This is a genomic window from Mesorhizobium sp. USDA 4132, from assembly GCF_056279545.1.
The window spans coordinates 2,551,721-2,566,539 of record NZ_JBWCCP010000001.1; the positions used below are offsets into that span (position 1 = coordinate 2,551,721).

General features: G+C 61.5%; 14 protein-coding genes. 3 read left to right on the forward strand and 11 right to left on the reverse strand.

From position 1 onward, the window contains the following. The gene (caiB, locus tag ACZ9IU_RS13100; protein WP_038543579.1) at window positions 1-1,203 is read left to right on the forward strand and encodes a succinate--glutarate CoA-transferase; all 1,203 of its coding nucleotides are present in this window, start codon (window positions 1-3) and stop codon (window positions 1,201-1,203) included. Then, complete coding sequence (locus ACZ9IU_RS13105) at window positions 1,200-2,861, forward strand: thiamine pyrophosphate-binding protein (protein WP_038543581.1); 1,662 nt, start codon at window positions 1,200-1,202, stop codon at window positions 2,859-2,861. Before caiB ends, ACZ9IU_RS13105 begins: the two co-directional genes overlap by 4 nt. Before the next feature lie 60 nt (window positions 2,862-2,921). Here the strand turns inward: ACZ9IU_RS13105 and ACZ9IU_RS13110 are convergent, their stop codons facing one another. From ACZ9IU_RS13110 to ACZ9IU_RS13120, 3 genes are all read right to left on the reverse strand, one after another. After that, window positions 2,922-3,263 carry a RidA family protein gene (locus tag ACZ9IU_RS13110; RefSeq protein ID WP_038543583.1) on the reverse strand — a complete coding sequence of 114 codons (342 nt, stop codon included), beginning with the start codon at window positions 3,261-3,263 and terminating at the stop codon, window positions 2,922-2,924. Window positions 3,264-3,334: 71 nt separating this feature from the next. Next, the gene (locus tag ACZ9IU_RS13115; protein WP_038543585.1) at window positions 3,335-3,673 is read right to left on the reverse strand and encodes a protein tyrosine phosphatase family protein; all 339 of its coding nucleotides are present in this window, start codon (window positions 3,671-3,673) and stop codon (window positions 3,335-3,337) included. Window positions 3,674-3,751: 78 nt separating this feature from the next. Beyond that, the gene (locus tag ACZ9IU_RS13120; protein ID WP_038543588.1) at window positions 3,752-4,591 is read right to left on the reverse strand and encodes a DUF4432 family protein; all 840 of its coding nucleotides are present in this window, start codon (window positions 4,589-4,591) and stop codon (window positions 3,752-3,754) included. Between the two features lie 193 nt (window positions 4,592-4,784). Here ACZ9IU_RS13120 and ACZ9IU_RS13125 point away from each other — a divergent pair, with 193 nt between their 5' ends. Further along, entirely contained in the window at window positions 4,785-6,173 is a 1,389-nt protein-coding gene (locus ACZ9IU_RS13125; RefSeq protein ID WP_437179049.1) for a L,D-transpeptidase, read from the forward strand. A 141-nt stretch (window positions 6,174-6,314) separates the two neighbouring features. On the opposite strand, the gene ACZ9IU_RS13130 is transcribed toward ACZ9IU_RS13125, so the two are convergent. The 8 genes from ACZ9IU_RS13130 to ACZ9IU_RS13165 all read right to left on the reverse strand — a co-directional run bounded on the left by ACZ9IU_RS13130 (window position 6,315) and on the right by ACZ9IU_RS13165 (window position 14,672). Beyond that, window positions 6,315-7,031, reverse strand: a complete 717-nt coding sequence (locus tag ACZ9IU_RS13130) for an AAA family ATPase (RefSeq protein WP_038543592.1) — start codon at window positions 7,029-7,031, stop codon at window positions 6,315-6,317. A 218-nt stretch (window positions 7,032-7,249) separates the two neighbouring features. Beyond that, window positions 7,250-8,395, reverse strand: a complete 1,146-nt coding sequence (locus ACZ9IU_RS13135; RefSeq protein WP_038543594.1) for an iron-containing alcohol dehydrogenase — start codon at window positions 8,393-8,395, stop codon at window positions 7,250-7,252. Then, complete coding sequence (locus tag ACZ9IU_RS13140) at window positions 8,392-9,777, reverse strand: aldehyde dehydrogenase family protein (protein WP_038543596.1); 1,386 nt, start codon at window positions 9,775-9,777, stop codon at window positions 8,392-8,394. The genes ACZ9IU_RS13135 and ACZ9IU_RS13140 overlap by 4 nt, the downstream gene beginning before the upstream one ends. 19 nt (window positions 9,778-9,796) lie before the next feature. Then, entirely contained in the window at window positions 9,797-10,213 is a 417-nt protein-coding gene (locus ACZ9IU_RS13145; protein WP_038543598.1) for a type II toxin-antitoxin system VapC family toxin, read from the reverse strand. Beyond that, on the reverse strand, window positions 10,206-10,676 hold the full coding sequence (locus ACZ9IU_RS13150) for a helix-turn-helix domain-containing protein (RefSeq protein WP_038543600.1): 471 nt from the start codon (window positions 10,674-10,676) through the stop codon (window positions 10,206-10,208). The genes ACZ9IU_RS13145 and ACZ9IU_RS13150 overlap by 8 nt, the downstream gene beginning before the upstream one ends. 78 nt (window positions 10,677-10,754) lie before the next feature. Next, window positions 10,755-12,125 carry a glutamine synthetase family protein gene (locus ACZ9IU_RS13155; protein WP_038549312.1) on the reverse strand — a complete coding sequence of 457 codons (1,371 nt, stop codon included), beginning with the start codon at window positions 12,123-12,125 and terminating at the stop codon, window positions 10,755-10,757. Between the two features lie 75 nt (window positions 12,126-12,200). Beyond that, on the reverse strand, window positions 12,201-13,793 hold the full coding sequence (locus ACZ9IU_RS13160) for an amino acid permease (protein ID WP_038549314.1): 1,593 nt from the start codon (window positions 13,791-13,793) through the stop codon (window positions 12,201-12,203). A 102-nt stretch (window positions 13,794-13,895) separates the two neighbouring features. Next, window positions 13,896-14,672, reverse strand: a complete 777-nt coding sequence (locus ACZ9IU_RS13165) for an N-formylglutamate amidohydrolase (protein ID WP_038543602.1) — start codon at window positions 14,670-14,672, stop codon at window positions 13,896-13,898. Window positions 14,673-14,819: the final 147 nt, after the last annotated feature.

Genomic DNA, 14,819 nt, shown 5'->3' on the forward strand with positions numbered 1-14,819 from the left:
ATGACCCAGACACCCAAAAAACCGCCGCTTACCGGCATCCGCGTCATCGAACTTGCCCGCGTGCTCGCCGGTCCCTGGGCAGGCCAGATGCTGGCGGACATGGGTGCCGACGTCATCAAGGTGGAAAATCCCGATGGCGGCGACGACACCCGCGCCTGGGGTCCTCCCTTCGTCGAGGGCAAGGACGGCGAAAACCTGTCGGCCGCCTATTACCACTCCACCAACCGCGGCAAACGCTCGATCGCCGTCGACCTCAAGACCGAGGAAGGCCAGGACATCGTCCGCCGGCTGGCCGCGACCGCCGACGTGCTGATCGAGAACTTCAAGCTCGGCGGCCTCGTCAAATACGGCCTCGACTACGAGAGCCTGAAAAAGATCAATCCGAAGCTGATCTATTGCTCGATCACCGGTTTCGGCCAGAACGGCCCTTACGCCAATCTCGCCGGCTACGATTACATCGTCCAGGGCATGTCCGGCTTCATGTCGATCACCGGCGAGCCGGATGGCCAGCCGATGAAGGCGGGTGTCGCGATCGCCGACATCTTCACCGGCATCTATGCGGTGACCGCCATCCAGGGCGCGCTGATCCATGCGATGAAGACCGGCGAAGGCCAGCATGTCGACATGGCGCTGCTCGACGTCCAGGCCGGCATCCTCGCCAACCAGAACATGAATTACCTGGTCTCGGGCGAAGCGCCGGTGCGGCTTGGCAATGCCCATCCGAATATCAGCCCCTACGAGGTCCTGGCCACCGAAGACGGGTATCTCATTCTCGCCATCGGCAATGACGGCCAGTTCCGCCGCCTCTGCCGTATCCTCGGCATCGACGGGATGGCCGATGACGAGCGTTTCGCAACCAACAAGGCGCGCGTCGCCAACCGCGTCGAAGTGCGCCGGCTGATCCTCGCGCAGACGTCGAAATGGAAAAAGGCCGAGCTGCTCGCCGCCTGCGGCGACAATGCCGTGCCGGCAGGGCCGATCAATTCGATCGCCGAAATGTTTAACGATCCGCAGGTCAAGGAGCGCGGGCTGCGGATCGATCTCGAAGCGGCCGACGGCACGGTCATTCCGGGCGTGCGCAATCCGATCGTCCTGTCGGAAACGCCGCTTGTCTATCACCGGCCGAGCCCGGCGCTCGGCGAACATACCGCAGATGTGCTGGCGCAACTCGATCAAATCGAAAAAGAGGGGAGAGAAAAATGAACACCGTCATCAAGACCGGAGGGCAGCTGATCGTCGAGGCGCTGAAGGCGAACGGCGTCAAGCGCATCTCCTGCGTGCCCGGAGAAAGTTATCTCGCCGTGCTCGACGCGCTGTATGAAAGTGGCATCGAGGTGCTCGTCTGCCGCCAGGAAGGCGGTGCTGCGATGATGGCCGACAGCTGGGGCCGCCTCAGCGGCGAGCCCGGCATCTGCATGGTCACCCGCGGTCCCGGCGCCACCAATGCCTCGGCCGGGCTGCACATTGCCAAACAGGATTCGATCCCGATGATCCTCTTCGTCGGCCAGATCGGCCGCGAGATGAAGGAACGGGAAGCCTTTCAGGAGGTCGAATACCGCCGCGCCTTCACCGAATTTGCCAAATGGGTCGGCGAGATCGACGACGCCCGCCGCATCCCCGAATTCGTCACCCGCGCCTTTGCGGTCGCCACCTCCGGCCGTCCCGGCCCGGTCGTACTGACACTGCCGGAAGACATGCTGGTCGATGAAGTCGAGGCGCCCGAAGCCCGTGCCTACATGCCGGTCGAAAGCCATCCCGGCAAAAGCCAGATCGCCGCATTCGAAACCATGCTCAAGAACGCCGAGCGGCCGATGTTCATCGTCGGTGGTACCCGCTGGAGCGAACAGGCAGTTGCCGATTTCCAGGCTTTCGCCAGCCGTTTCAAGATCCCGGTCGGCTGCTCCTTCCGCCGCCAGATGCTGTTCGATCACCTCCACCCCTCCTATGCGGGGGATGTCGGCATCGGCATCAATCCCGTGCTCGCCAAGGCGGTCAAGGAGGCGGACCTGCTAGTGCTGATCGGCAGCCGCATGTCGGAAATGCCCTCCTCCAGCTACACGCTGATCGACATTCCCTATCCGAGCCAAAAGCTCGTCCACGTCTTTCCCGATCCGGAAGAACTCGGCCGCATGTACCGGCCGGACCTGGCGATCTGCGCCGCGCCGGCGGAATTCGTCGCGGCACTGAAAGACCTCGAACCACCTGCCCTACCGCTCTGGGCCGAACGGAAATCGGCGCTGCACGACGCCTACCTCAAGTGGTCGACGCCGCCGGAGGCCGGCCCCGGCCCGGTCAGGATGGGCCCGATCATGCAATGGATCGAGGAGAACGTGCCCGACGACGCGATCTTCACCAACGGCGCCGGCAATTACGCCACCTGGCTGCACCGCTTCCACCGCTTCCGGAAATACAACACCCAGTCCGCCCCGACCTCCGGCTCGATGGGCTATGGCCTGCCCGCCGCCGTTGCCGCCAAGCAGCTGTTTCCCGAGCGCGAAGTCGTCTGCTTTGCCGGCGACGGCTGCTTCATGATGCACGGCCAGGAATTCATCACCGCCGTCCGTTATGGACTGCCGATCATCACCGTGCTGGTCAACAACGGCATCTACGGCACGATCCGCATGCACCAGGAGCGGGAATATCCGGGCCGCGTCAGCGCCACCGACCTCGTCAACCCGGATTTCGTCGCCTATGCCAAGGCTTTCGGCGGGCATGGGGAACTGGTCGAGAAGACGGAAGAGTTCGGCCCGGCCTATGAGCGGGCGCGCGCCAGCGGCAAGCCTTCCATCATCGAGGTCAGGCTCGATCCGGAAGCGATCACGCCGGCGCGGACGCTGACCCAGATCCGCGAAAGGGCCTGAAATAGAAAAAGCCGGCCCATCAGAACGATAGGCCGGCTTTTTGAATCAATATCGCAGCGATCAGATCGCGGCCGTGACGATGAACTCGACCTTGTATTTCGGCGCAGCGAGCTTGGCTTCGCTGGTGGCGCGGGCCGGCGGGTTCGCCGGATCGATCCAGCTTTCCCAGACCGCATTCATTTCACCGAAATAGGACATGTCCGAGAGATAGATGATCGTCTGCAGGATCTTCGACTTATCTGAGCCGACGGTAGCCAGCAGGCGGTCGACTTCGGAAAGCGCGTCCTTGCACTGGTCGGTGACACTCTCACCTTCGCCGACCTGGCCGGCCAGATAGACGGTGTTGCCGTGGACGACGGCGGCGCTCATGCGGGCGGCCGGCTCGATGCGCTGGATGCTCATGGAATTCTCCTCAAAAAAATTGAGCTTCGGGAAAAGACCCCGCGCAAAAGGCACGAGGCCGTGGAAAATCTTCAGCCGCGCAGATGCTGGCTCTTTTCGTAGATCGCCGTCGAACGGGCGCCGGACCGGCAGAAGCCGAGCATCGGGCGCGGCAATTCGTCGAGCGCATCGACCATCGCCTTGACGCCCTGTTCGTCGACGCCCATGCGGCCGACCGGGATGTGGCGGATGTCGAGGCCGAGTTCCTTGGCGCGAGCTTCGATCTGCGCAAAATGCGGCTGGCCCGGCTCCTCGTCGTCGGGACGATGGCAGACGACCGACTTGAACCCCATGGCCTTGACTTGGTCGAGTTCCTCGACGGTGATCTGGCCGGTGACGGAATACTCGTCGTTGATCTGGCGGATATCCATGGACTTAGCCCTCCGTTCTATTTGAGGCGCAAGCATTACGACGGTGCCCTTTGGGCGTCAATCACTGAGCGACAACTCTCAGACGAAGCAGAAGCGCAGGCCGTATTCGACACTTTCGCCGGGCTTGACCCACCCGAGTTCCCCGTTCGCCGCAAGTTCCTGGCGGCTTGCCAGGCGATGCGAAACTGGCTCGATGCCGAGTACATGCGCCGGCGCCTTCTGGTTCCGCCAGACCTGCAGATGCGGCAGCGTGTCGGTCCTGAACTTCACCTTCAGCGTCAGCCCGCCGATCGCCGCGATCGGACCGAGCGCGATTTCGGCCCACTGCTCGCCCTCGACGGCCGCCGGCACGCAGAATATGCCGCCGGTCTCGCCGCCGAAGGTCCAGGGGAAGCCGCCTCTGTCGAGCATCCTCCCGGTCAGCCGGACATGGTCGTCGAACAGCCAGGCGCCGATATTCATGTGGTACATATGCACCCGTGCAAAGGGCTTTGTGCCGGTATTGGTGACCTTGTCCGACAGGCTCACCTCGCCCGTCGCACCATCGATCCGCCAGTGGCGTTCGAGGAGAGCCGTCTCGCCGGTCGCAATGGTCAGTGGCACGCGGGCACGGCACTCTGCATCCGGCCCCTGCGCATCCCAGAACAGGATTTCGGCCGGGTGGGAAGAGAAGGATCCATGCAGCGGATATTTCCGGCCGTCAGCGGCGCCTTCGATGGCCTCGGGATGACGAATATGGTCGGGCCCGCAGGTGAAGAGGAACCCTTCGAGCGAATGATCGATTCGCGGATCACCGTCGTCGGGAATGGCCCGGCCCGGAGCAAGATCCACATCGCCGATGAAACAGCCCCCGATATCAAGAACCGAGCTCTCGTCGAGGAAGATCCTCGGTCCGCTGGCAGCCGAAAAAGCCTTCATAATCATTCCCTTCACGGTTTCGTCAAAACTTCTAACCGATCGTGACGTAAATTTAACGGTGTGTTCATGACGAATTCACTTTTTCCACACTACGGTCAAATTTACCTTGTCTGTGGCGACAGGCGCGCGGGCGGGAACCAATGTACGATTTCCCGATTACGTGTAGGTAGGAAACAAGGAAGTCGGTGACATCGTGAAGCGGCTATTTTTTGCATGCGCAAGCCTGATGATCTGGACCGCGGCGCAGGGGATCCCCTCCGCCGAGGCGCAGAATCGGTATGGCCGCTATCCCTCGGAAACGATGCTCGTCGCTCCTGACGGCTCGATCCTGGACTATGAACCGGATCGCCGTGACGTCATCATCAGCCGCGACAGCATGGGCCGCCGGGTCCTGATCGACCATTTCGGCAATGTCGTCGCAACCGAGATCCGCCAGGAAGCCTATCGCCCCGACCGGAGGCAGGAATATCCGCCGGTGCCGGGCGGCTACCGGTCTCTGCGGGATTCGGGCGGCTACCAGCAGGGCGCCGGCGGTTATCGCGATTTCCGCGAATACCGGCCGGGGGAACCCGGCGCCGTCACCGGCGGGATCCCGAGGGAGGGATCAGTCAGCCGCATGCCGCTGGATGATCAGGCCCTCCCCGACGCCGGTTACCCGCAGGAAGCCTCGATCGAACCGGACCAGCGTCCGGCAGAAACGCTTCTGCCGCAAAAGCCGATCATCACCGTCACCAAGAAACCGCAGGCCCAGATCGCGGCACTTCAAGTGTTCCTCGACCGTGAAGGCATCTCGCCCGGCGTCATCGACGGTCATCTCGGCGACAACGTCAACAAGGCGATCGCCGCCTGGCAGGAAATGACCGGCGAGACGCTCGATCCCAACAATTCCGAGGACATCCTGCAGCGGCTGACCTATTCGGGCGGCCTGCCGATCGTCGATTACACGATCACGCCGGCCGATGCCGCCGGTCCCTATGTCGCCTCGATCCCGGAAGACTATGCGCACAAGTCGCAGCTGCCGGCCATGTCCTATACGTCCGTGACCGAAAAGCTCGCCGAGCAGTTCCACATGGACGAAGGTTATCTCAAGGCGCTCAATCCCGGCGTCGATTTCACCATCCCCGGCTCGACCATCAAGGTCATCAATCCCGGCCAGCCGAAGGTCGGTCAGGTCACCCGCATCATCGCCGACAAAGGCAAGAAGCAGGTCTTCGCCTATGGCGCCGACAACAAGCTGGTCGCCGCTTATCCGGCGACCATCGGCTCTACCGACACGCCCTCGCCGACCGGCACCCACACGGTCGAACGCATCGCGCTCGACCCAGGTTACACCTACAATCCGAAGATCAATTTCAAGCAGGGCAACAACGACCAGATCCTGCAAATCCCGCCAGGCCCGAACGGCCCGGTCGGTACGGTCTGGATCGCGCTCTCGAAGCCCACATACGGCATCCACGGTACGCCGGAACCCTCCAAGATCGGCAAGACCAACAGCCATGGCTGCGTGCGCCTGACCAACTGGGATGCGAGGGAACTCGCCAAGATGGTCAAGCCCGGCACGACGGTTGAATTCATCGAGTAGTTACGCAAATCCGGCAATTGCCAAAAGCCCCTCGGCCTCGCCGCAGGGGCTTTTTCGTTAAGGCCATCATCTCCCCAAATGCAAAAGCGACCGGCTCCGGAGAGCCGACCGCTTGAGATTTTTCAGAATCGACCAGAACGATCAGGCGGCGTGGCGGCCCAGTCCGAAGAGGCGCGACGCGGCGGAGCGGGTGATCTTGACGGGCATGAGCCGCAGCACTTCCTTCGCAAAGGCGCCGGCATTTTCCTTCGCTTTATCGACATTGCTGACCTTGGCCGGATCGAGCGTGTGCAGCGTGCCGCCGGTCTCGAAGAGTTCCTTGAAGGCGATGCGTTCGCCGATCGGCGTATCGAGGACATGTACGCCGCGGGCTGCAAGCAGGCCCTTGATGGTGAGCAGCGCCTTGGTGGTCACCATCGAGGTGACGCGCGTCAGCACCACCGAATGCGGGATCACCAGGCCGGCCTTCTCTTTCATGTAGGCGAGAAGGTCGAGGATCTGCGCCGCACCCTTGGCGTCCATGGCCGATCCCTGGACCGGGATCATCACGTGGTCGGAAAGGCCGATCGCGGTGGTGACAAGCGCATCACGGGCGCCGGCAAGGTCGATGATGAAATAATCGGTGCGCGATGCCATTTCTCGCAGATGACACTGCAGCGATGCCAGGGTGACCTCCGATACCACTTCGATGTTGCGCACTGCGCCGGAGGTCTCGAACCACTGGCTGATCCAGCGCTGCGGATCCGCATCGATGACAGTGACGCGAAAACCCTGATGGGCAAGTTCGGTCGCAAGCAGAAGCGCAGCGGTTGTTTTTCCGGCTCCACCCTTGGCATTGGCAAAGGAAATTACAGGCATTGTCGGTCCTCGAACAAGGCTAGAGCCACATCGCTCACGAGGACACCGGGAAGCATGGTGTCATGGATGCCATCCTTTCCAAACATGGTTAACGAATTGTAAATTTGAGCACCATTAATATCACTCAGGAAATTTAGCTTTCGGCTCTAAAATGCGGAAAAGCCCGGAGGTTTCGGCCTCCGGGCTTCGTTAACGGCGATCCTCCCCCATCGGAAGTCTTAAAAGCAGTCGAGGAAAAGGGCTTTGGTGTTCTCCATCGTCATGGTGACGGGGTTGCCGCCGCAGCTCGGGTCCTCCATCGCCATGGCCGTCAGCTCGTCGATTCGGTCGGGCTTGATTCCCATGGCCGTCAAATTGTCCGGCACGCCGAGCTCCGCGCGCAGCGACAGGACGTAATCGTAGAAGCCGTCGAAGCCGCCAGCGATGCCGAGATAGGCCGCCGCACGCGCGATCTTCTCCTCGATCGCCGGACGATTGAAGCGCAGCACCGGCGGCATGACGACCGCATTGGTCATGCCGTGATGGGTGTTGTAGACCGCGCCGATCGGATGCGACAGCGAATGGATGGCACCGAGCCCCTTCTGGAAGGCGACCGCCCCCATGGCCGCGGCCGACATCATGTTGGTGCGGGCTTCGAGATCGGCTCCGTCCTTATAGGCGCGCGGCAGGAATTCTTTGACGAGCCGCATGCCTTCGAGCGCGATCCCGCCGGACATCGGGTGGTAGAAGGGCGACGAATAGGCTTCCAGGCAATGGGCAAACGCGTCCATGCCGGTGCCGGCGGTGATCGCCTTCGGCATGCCCATCGTCAGTTCCGGATCGCAGATGACGACGCCCGGCAGCAGTTTCGGATGGAAGATGATCTTCTTCACATGGGTGACGGAGTTGGTGAGCACCCCTGCCCGGCCGACTTCCGAACCGGTGCCGGCTGTGGTCGGCACGGCGACGATCGGCGCGATCTTCGAGGCATCGGCGCGGGTCCACCAGTCGCCGATATCCTCGAAATCCCAGACGGGCCGCGTCTGGCCGGCCATGAAGGCGATCAGCTTGCCGAGATCGAGGCCGGAGCCGCCGCCGAAGGCGACGACGCCGTCATGCCCGCCGTCCTTATAAGCCTTGACGCCCGCTTCGAGGTTCTTCTCGTTCGGGTTCGGATCGACATCGGCGAAGATCGCGCGGCCGAGGCCGGCCTCTTCCAGCACGTCGAGCGCATGGCCGGTAATCGCCATCGATGCCAGTCCCCGGTCGGTGACCAGGAGCGGTTTCTTGAGGCCGAGCGTCTTGCAGGCGTCGGCCAGTTCCTTGATCCGTCCGCGGCCCAGCTTGACGGCGGTCGGATAGCTCCAGTTCGCGACGATATTCATTTCGTTACCTTCTTCAGGTGATAGGATTTCGGGCGGGTCAGGTTGTGGAAGCCGAGGACGGAGAGCGAGCCGCCGCGCCCGGTTTCCTTGACGCCGGTCCAGACCAGCGCCGGGTCGAGATAATCGGCGCGGTTCATGAACACCGTACCGGTTTCGAGCTGGCTGCCGATGCGGTTGGCACGATCGACATCAGGCGTCCAGAGCGATGCCGTCAACCCGTAGCGGCTGTCGTTCATGTAGCCGATCGCCTCGTCGTCGGTCTTCACCTTCATGATGCCGACGGCCGGACCAAAGGTCTCTTCGCGCATGATCTCCATGGAATGATCGACATCGACCAGCACCTGCGGCGCAAGATAAGCGCCGCCGTCATCGGCAGGGAAAAGCTTCGGATCGACAAGTGCCCTGGCGCCGCTCGCGACAGCATCAGTGATCTGCTGGCGCACCACTTTGGCGAAACGCTTGTTGGCCATCGGCCCAATCGTCGTCTCCTTGTCGAGCGGATTGCCGAGCTTGTAGTTCGACACCCAGGCGACCGATTTTTCGACGAAGGAATCGTAGAGCGATTCATGAACGTAGATGCGCTCGATGCCGCAGCAGCACTGACCGGAATTGTAGGTGGCGCCGTCCATCAGCGTATCGACCGCCGCATCGAGATCGGCATCCTCCATCACATAACCCGGATCCTTGCCGCCGAGTTCGAGGCCAAGCCCGGTAAATGTACCGGCGGCGGCGCGTTCGATCGATCGTCCGCCTTCGACCGAGCCCGTGAAGTTGATGAAGTTGAACAGCCCTTGCGAGATCAGCTTCGCCGTCGTGTCATGGTCGAGGAAGACATTCTGGAAGACATCCTCCGGAACACCCGCCTCGACGAAGGCGCGCACCATCCGCTCGCCGACCAGCAGCGTTTGCGAAGCATGCTTGATGACGACCACATTGCCGGCCATCAAAGCCGGCGCGATCGTGTTGATCGCCGTCATATACGGATAGTTCCAGGGCGCGATGACGAACACGACACCGTGCGGCTCGCGTTCGATACGCCGCTCGAACGAAGCGCTGTCCTCGATCCGCAGCGGCGCCAGCGCATCGGCGGCGATCGAGGCCACATAGTTGGAACGTTCGTTGAACCCCTTGAACTCGCCGCCGTAACGCACCGGCCGGCCCATCATCCAGGCAAGCTCCGGCACCACCTCGTCGACCATCTCGTTGAGGCGGGCCACGCCTTTCAGCACGAGCTGGACGCGCTCTTCGAGCGGCCGTTTCGCCCAGGCCTTCTGCGCCGCGCGGGCGCGCCCGACAGCTTCCGCCGCAGCCTCCGGCGACATGGCCGGACGCTCGGCATAGACCGAACCGTCGATCGGCGAGATACATTGGATCATCGTCATTGATACATACTCCAGAAAATCAGCAGGCAAGCGTGCGGACATGACCCGCGGCGCCATAGGAAAGGATCGCGCGGTCGCGCGTGATGATGGTCAGGTCGTTTTCGCGCGCGGTGGCGATCAGGATTCGGTCGATCGGGTCCTTGTGGATGGGCTGGGGCAGGAAGCAGGCGGCAACGAAGATCGTAGAGGTGACCGGATGTTCGACAAAGCCTCCATCCCGCAGATAGTCGCGATACCATTGCTCGGCATCCCGGGTTTCACGGATACGTCCCTTCGAAAGCAGCATGCCCATCTCCCACGCCGTCACGGACGATACGAAAACCGGGATCTTCTGGGCCTTGCTTTCAGCCAGCGACTCCAATGCCGTCGGCGCCAAGTCCTCATTCTGCGACATCCAGATCACGAAGCACGTATCGAGCAGAAAACGGCTACTCATTATAAAGCTTCTCGCCCCATTCCTCTTCCCAGTCCATCGGTGCCGTCAGATCGACGCCCGGCATGACGGTGATCGTTCCCGCCATGCAGCCGTAGGCTGGATGCAGTTCGATCAGCGTGCCATCCTCCTTCTCCATCCAGCGCTTGCCATCCTTGTAGACGATATCGTCTTTCGTGAACATTTTGACCGGCGGAGTATCCAAGGAGCCGGTAGCGTCATAGCTGCCCTGCTTCGTCTCCTCAAATCCGAACACTTTGCCCCTCCGGTGCGCTGCCACCTCCTCAAGATTTATGCCCAGGAAAGCAGCTATATCGTCTTGCTCATCGGCGCTCATCTTCCGTTCGCCCTTCAGCATCCGCGATACGGCACTGGGATCGAGCGACATAAAGCGAGCCAGGTCGCGCAGGGATTTATCTCCCTGATCAAGTTTTTGGTAAAACCACTCACTGTCTATAGGGCTCATGACCAATCTCGCAGGTTGTGGAAACACTCTACCACAATGCCAAAATGACAACAAGCGCGCATCAGCGTTGCGATTATCTCAAGCCCGCTCGAACCCTCTCGCCACTTCCCAATCCGTCACGCGGCGGTCGTACTCCTCCTGCTCCCATTGGCCGGCCCGCACATAGTGGTCGATGACGTCATTGCCGAAGGCAGAACGCAACAGTTCCGATCCGTTCATGAGATCGATCGCATCGCGCAGCGTCCGCGGGATTTCGCGAATGCCCTTGCCGCCATAGGCATCGCCGACGAAGGCCGGTTCCAGCGCCATCTTCTTCTCGATGCCATCAATGCCAGCCGCAATCAGTGCCGCCATGGCGAGATAGGGGTTGAGGTCGGAACCGCCGACACGGCATTCGACACGGATGCCCTTGGTCGCCTCGCCGCAGAGACGGTAGCCGGCGGTGCGGTTGTCCTTCGACCAGACGGCCTTGGTCGGTGCAAACGTGCCGGCCATGAACCGCTTGTAGGAATTGATATAGGGCGCCAGAAAATAGGTGATCTCGCTCGCATGGCTGAGCAGCCCGGCGATATAGTGTTTCATCAGTTCCGACATGCCGTGTTCGCCGTCCTTGTCGAAGAACAGCGGCTTGCTGCCGTCGGCGCTCCACAGCGACTGGTGGATGTGCGACGAACTGCCGGCGGCCGAATAATTCCACTTGGCGAGGAAGGTGATGGCCTTGCCCTTGCCCCAGGCGATTTCCTTGGCTGCATTCTTGATGATCACGTGCCGGTCGGCCATGGTCAGTGCATCGGCATAACGGACGTTGATTTCCTCCTGGCCGGCCGAGGCCTCGCCCTTGGAGTTCTCCACCGGGATGCCCGCGCCCTGCAGGCCGGTGCGGATCGCCCGCATCACCTCCTCCTCCTTGGTGGTCTGGAAGATGTGGTAATCCTCGTTATAGCCGCTCGCGAGCTTGAGATTGCGGTAGGCGCTTTCGCGCGCCTGGTCGTAGGTCTGGTCGAACAGGAAGAATTCGAGTTCGGTCGCCATGAAGGCAGACATGCCCATCGCCTCCAACCGCTTCACCTGGGCCTTCAGGATGGCGCGCGGCGAATGCGGCACGTCCGCATGGGTGTGATGGTCGAGCACGTCGCAGAGAACCAGCGCCGTGCCTTCGAGCCAGGGGAGTTTGCGTAGCGTCGCAAGATCCGGCTTCATCGTATAGTCGCCGTACCCCTGTTCCCAGCTGGTCGCCTTGTAGCCGGAGATGGTCTCCATCTCGATATCGGTCGCCAGCAGATAGTTGCAGCTATGGGTTTCCTGATAGGCGCTCTCGACGAAATATTCCGCCTGGAACCGTTTGCCCATCAGGCGACCCTGCATGTCCACCTGGGCAGCGATGATCGTATCGATGCGGCCCTCGGCAACATCTTTTTTGAGTTCGTCGAAAGAATAATGACTGGTCATGATCGATCCATCTGGCCTTTGAACATTTTGGCGGAGGCCGCACATCGCGACCTCCGCCAATGATGTCGGTGAAGGTTATTCGCCCGGTACCGGCGAGACCGTTCCGGTTTCGCCGACCGCCGCTTCCGCAGCAGCGATTTCGGCCTTGCGCTTGGCGATCATGTCACCGATCGGAGGCCCCTTGAAGCGCTTGTTCTCGACCGCGAACCAGATGATTATCGCAAGGACGATGAGGCCGACGGTGACCGCAAGCACCTTGTCGTTCGGCGGCTGGATAGCGATGTAGATGATCAGCACCATGCCAAGCGTCGCCAGCACGCCGACTGTCTTGTAGACGCCCCGACCGAGATCCCAGGGGCCAGGCGCTGGCCATTTTTTAGTGCCGTAGGCGAAGATGCCGAGCACGATCGGGAAAAGGAAGGAAAGGAAAAGGAAGATCAGGGTCGCGTTGACGACCGTGACGTAGAGGCTTGCCTCGCCGACCGAGATGAACAGCGCACCCCAGACGAACAGGCTTTCAAGAGCCGCACCCGTCCAGATCGCCGCAACCGGGGTGCGGAATTTCGGGCTGACGCTTGCAAGCGTCTTTGAGCCAACCGGTATCCCGCCATCACGCGAAAACGCAAAGATCATTCGCGAGCATGAGGTGACGGTCGCAAGCCCGCAGAGAAACTGCGAGATGAAGATGGCCACATAGAGCACCGTCACCAGCCAGGCAGGCATGATGGTGTTGATGGTGGTGAAGAACACGGCCCAGCCCTGCTTGGCGCCTGCGGCCATGTCCGGGATGGCGATGACGAAGGCCGACAGCATGACCCAGCCGGCAAGCGACGACCAGAGCACGGCGGAGACCATCGAACGGGGCACCGACAGCGCCGCCTTCTTGGTTTCCTCCGACGTATGCGCCGAGGCGTCATAACCGGTGATCGTGTAGATCGGCAGCAACAGGCCGAGCGCGAAGATATACCACATGCTGTCGGACTGAGGCCAAACGGCCCCGCCCGCATCACCGGAATAATTGGTGAAAGTCCAGAGCCGCGAAATATCGTGCGTCGGTGCGTAGATGAGGCAGGCGATGGTCAGGACCGCCGCCGTCACCAGGATCAGCGTGCCCGAGAAATCGGTGAGCTTGGCCGTGAGGCCGATGCCGAAATGGTTGATCGCCGCCTGGACGATGGTGAACAGGATCACCAGAACCACCTGCATCCCCGGAGAAACAACGCCGGTCGCATCGGCAATACCAAGCTGCGCGCCGAACGTGCCGCCGAGGAAAAGGGCGGTACCGATGTTGATCGCCCCGAGAACGGTGATCAGGCCGAGCAGATTGAGCCAGGCGGTGAGCCAGCCGGTAAAGCGCGTCCCGAGGATGGAACTCCAGTGATAAAGCCCCCCGGCCGTCGGATAGGCGGATGAAATCTGCGCCATGCCGAGCGCGAAAAAGAGAGAGATGATGCAGCCGATCGGCCAGCCGATGCCGATTGCGGCCCCGCCGACGCCCGATGTCGCCTGCGCCAGCGAATTGATGCCGCCGGAGAGAATGCAAATGATGGAAAACGAAATTGCGAAGTTGGAAAACGAGCTCATGCGGCGCTCGAGTTCCTGCGCATAACCCATGGAATGCAGGATATGAATGTCCTGCTTTTTGTCGCCTTCGGTATAATCGGACATGACTTCCCCCTGTTGGCAGAAAGACCGCGCCATCGCGGCCATCCGGTTTGTCCTTCCCGCGGCGATTTAACCGCGGGCATGCGAGCTGCTGCTCCCCGGGTCTTATCCTTGGACGTCTGCGAGGCTTTCCCGCAGCAATCCTGTCAAAAAATCGGCCACGACCCCCTGGCCGGTTTCGTCCGTTATCAGATCGTTCCTGATTTCGATCATGACGTTGAGAAGTCCCGCCGGCAGGGCGTGGACTTCCAGCGTATGCGTTACGCCGTCCGCCGGCCCATAGGGCTCGTTGCGTTCGACGCGGTAGAGATGGGTGTCAGATGCTGCCTCCAGCATCCGGTCGGCAAGCCGGCTGTCGGTATCGTGCAGGATGCCGATCTCGACCGGACGCTCCCTGCCGAAATAGACCGGCGTGAAACTGTGAATGGTGACCAGCACCGTCTTCTGCCCCCTCGCCCGCCGCGCCGCGATCTCCTCGCGGATGCGGCCGTGGAATGGCAGGTAGAGCGCCGTGGTGCGTCGGGACTTCTCCGCCTCGGACAGGTTCTCGTTGCCGGGGATCCGGAAGATCTCGGACACGTCACGCATGGCGGCAGGCGAATCCGGCGGCCGGTTGCAGTCGTAGATGAGCCGCGAAAACCGCTGGTGGATCAGCGTCGCGTCGAGGCTCTTCGACATCAGCCGGGAGACGGCAAGCGCTCCCGGATCCCAGGCGATATGCGAGGCGAGCGCATCGGCGGAAAGTCCGAGATCGCCGTAGCGTTCCGGCAGGCGCCGCGAGGCGTGTTCGCAGACGAGAAGCACATCTCCCCGGCCGCCGACATTGTCCAGGGCAACGGGTCCGCCATCCGCCTCCGAGAAGAATTCCGACTGGACCAGCATCGACGCGTTCCGGAAAAAATCGTTTAAATTGGATTAAGAAGAGAATTCTTCACTTTCCTGCCGCCGTCAACGGGATTCTGAAAATTTCTCTTCAAAGGAACCGTTGACTTCTCCGCAGAAACGATTGTTAATCTTTTCGATAACCGG

Excerpts from the sequence above, each read along its gene's own strand:
- caiB (WP_038543579.1), top strand. The coding sequence starts at position 1 with ATGACCCAGACACCCAAAAAACCGCCGCTTACCGGCATCCGCGTCATC.
- ACZ9IU_RS13105 (WP_038543581.1), top strand. The coding sequence starts at position 1,200 with ATGAACACCGTCATCAAGACCGGAGGGCAGCTGATCGTCGAGGCGCTG.
- ACZ9IU_RS13110 (WP_038543583.1), bottom strand. The coding sequence starts at position 3,263 with ATGAGCATCCAGCGCATCGAGCCGGCCGCCCGCATGAGCGCCGCCGTC.
- ACZ9IU_RS13115 (WP_038543585.1), bottom strand. The coding sequence starts at position 3,673 with ATGGATATCCGCCAGATCAACGACGAGTATTCCGTCACCGGCCAGATC.
- ACZ9IU_RS13120 (WP_038543588.1), bottom strand. The coding sequence starts at position 4,591 with ATGAAGGCTTTTTCGGCTGCCAGCGGACCGAGGATCTTCCTCGACGAG.
- ACZ9IU_RS13130 (WP_038543592.1), bottom strand. The coding sequence starts at position 7,031 with ATGCCTGTAATTTCCTTTGCCAATGCCAAGGGTGGAGCCGGAAAAACA.
- ACZ9IU_RS13135 (WP_038543594.1), bottom strand. The coding sequence starts at position 8,395 with ATGAATATCGTCGCGAACTGGAGCTATCCGACCGCCGTCAAGCTGGGC.
- ACZ9IU_RS13140 (WP_038543596.1), bottom strand. The coding sequence starts at position 9,777 with ATGACGATGATCCAATGTATCTCGCCGATCGACGGTTCGGTCTATGCC.
- ACZ9IU_RS13145 (WP_038543598.1), bottom strand. The coding sequence starts at position 10,213 with ATGAGTAGCCGTTTTCTGCTCGATACGTGCTTCGTGATCTGGATGTCG.
- ACZ9IU_RS13150 (WP_038543600.1), bottom strand. The coding sequence starts at position 10,676 with ATGAGCCCTATAGACAGTGAGTGGTTTTACCAAAAACTTGATCAGGGA.
- ACZ9IU_RS13155 (WP_038549312.1), bottom strand. The coding sequence starts at position 12,125 with ATGACCAGTCATTATTCTTTCGACGAACTCAAAAAAGATGTTGCCGAG.
- ACZ9IU_RS13160 (WP_038549314.1), bottom strand. The coding sequence starts at position 13,793 with ATGTCCGATTATACCGAAGGCGACAAAAAGCAGGACATTCATATCCTG.
- ACZ9IU_RS13165 (WP_038543602.1), bottom strand. The coding sequence starts at position 14,672 with ATGCTGGTCCAGTCGGAATTCTTCTCGGAGGCGGATGGCGGACCCGTT.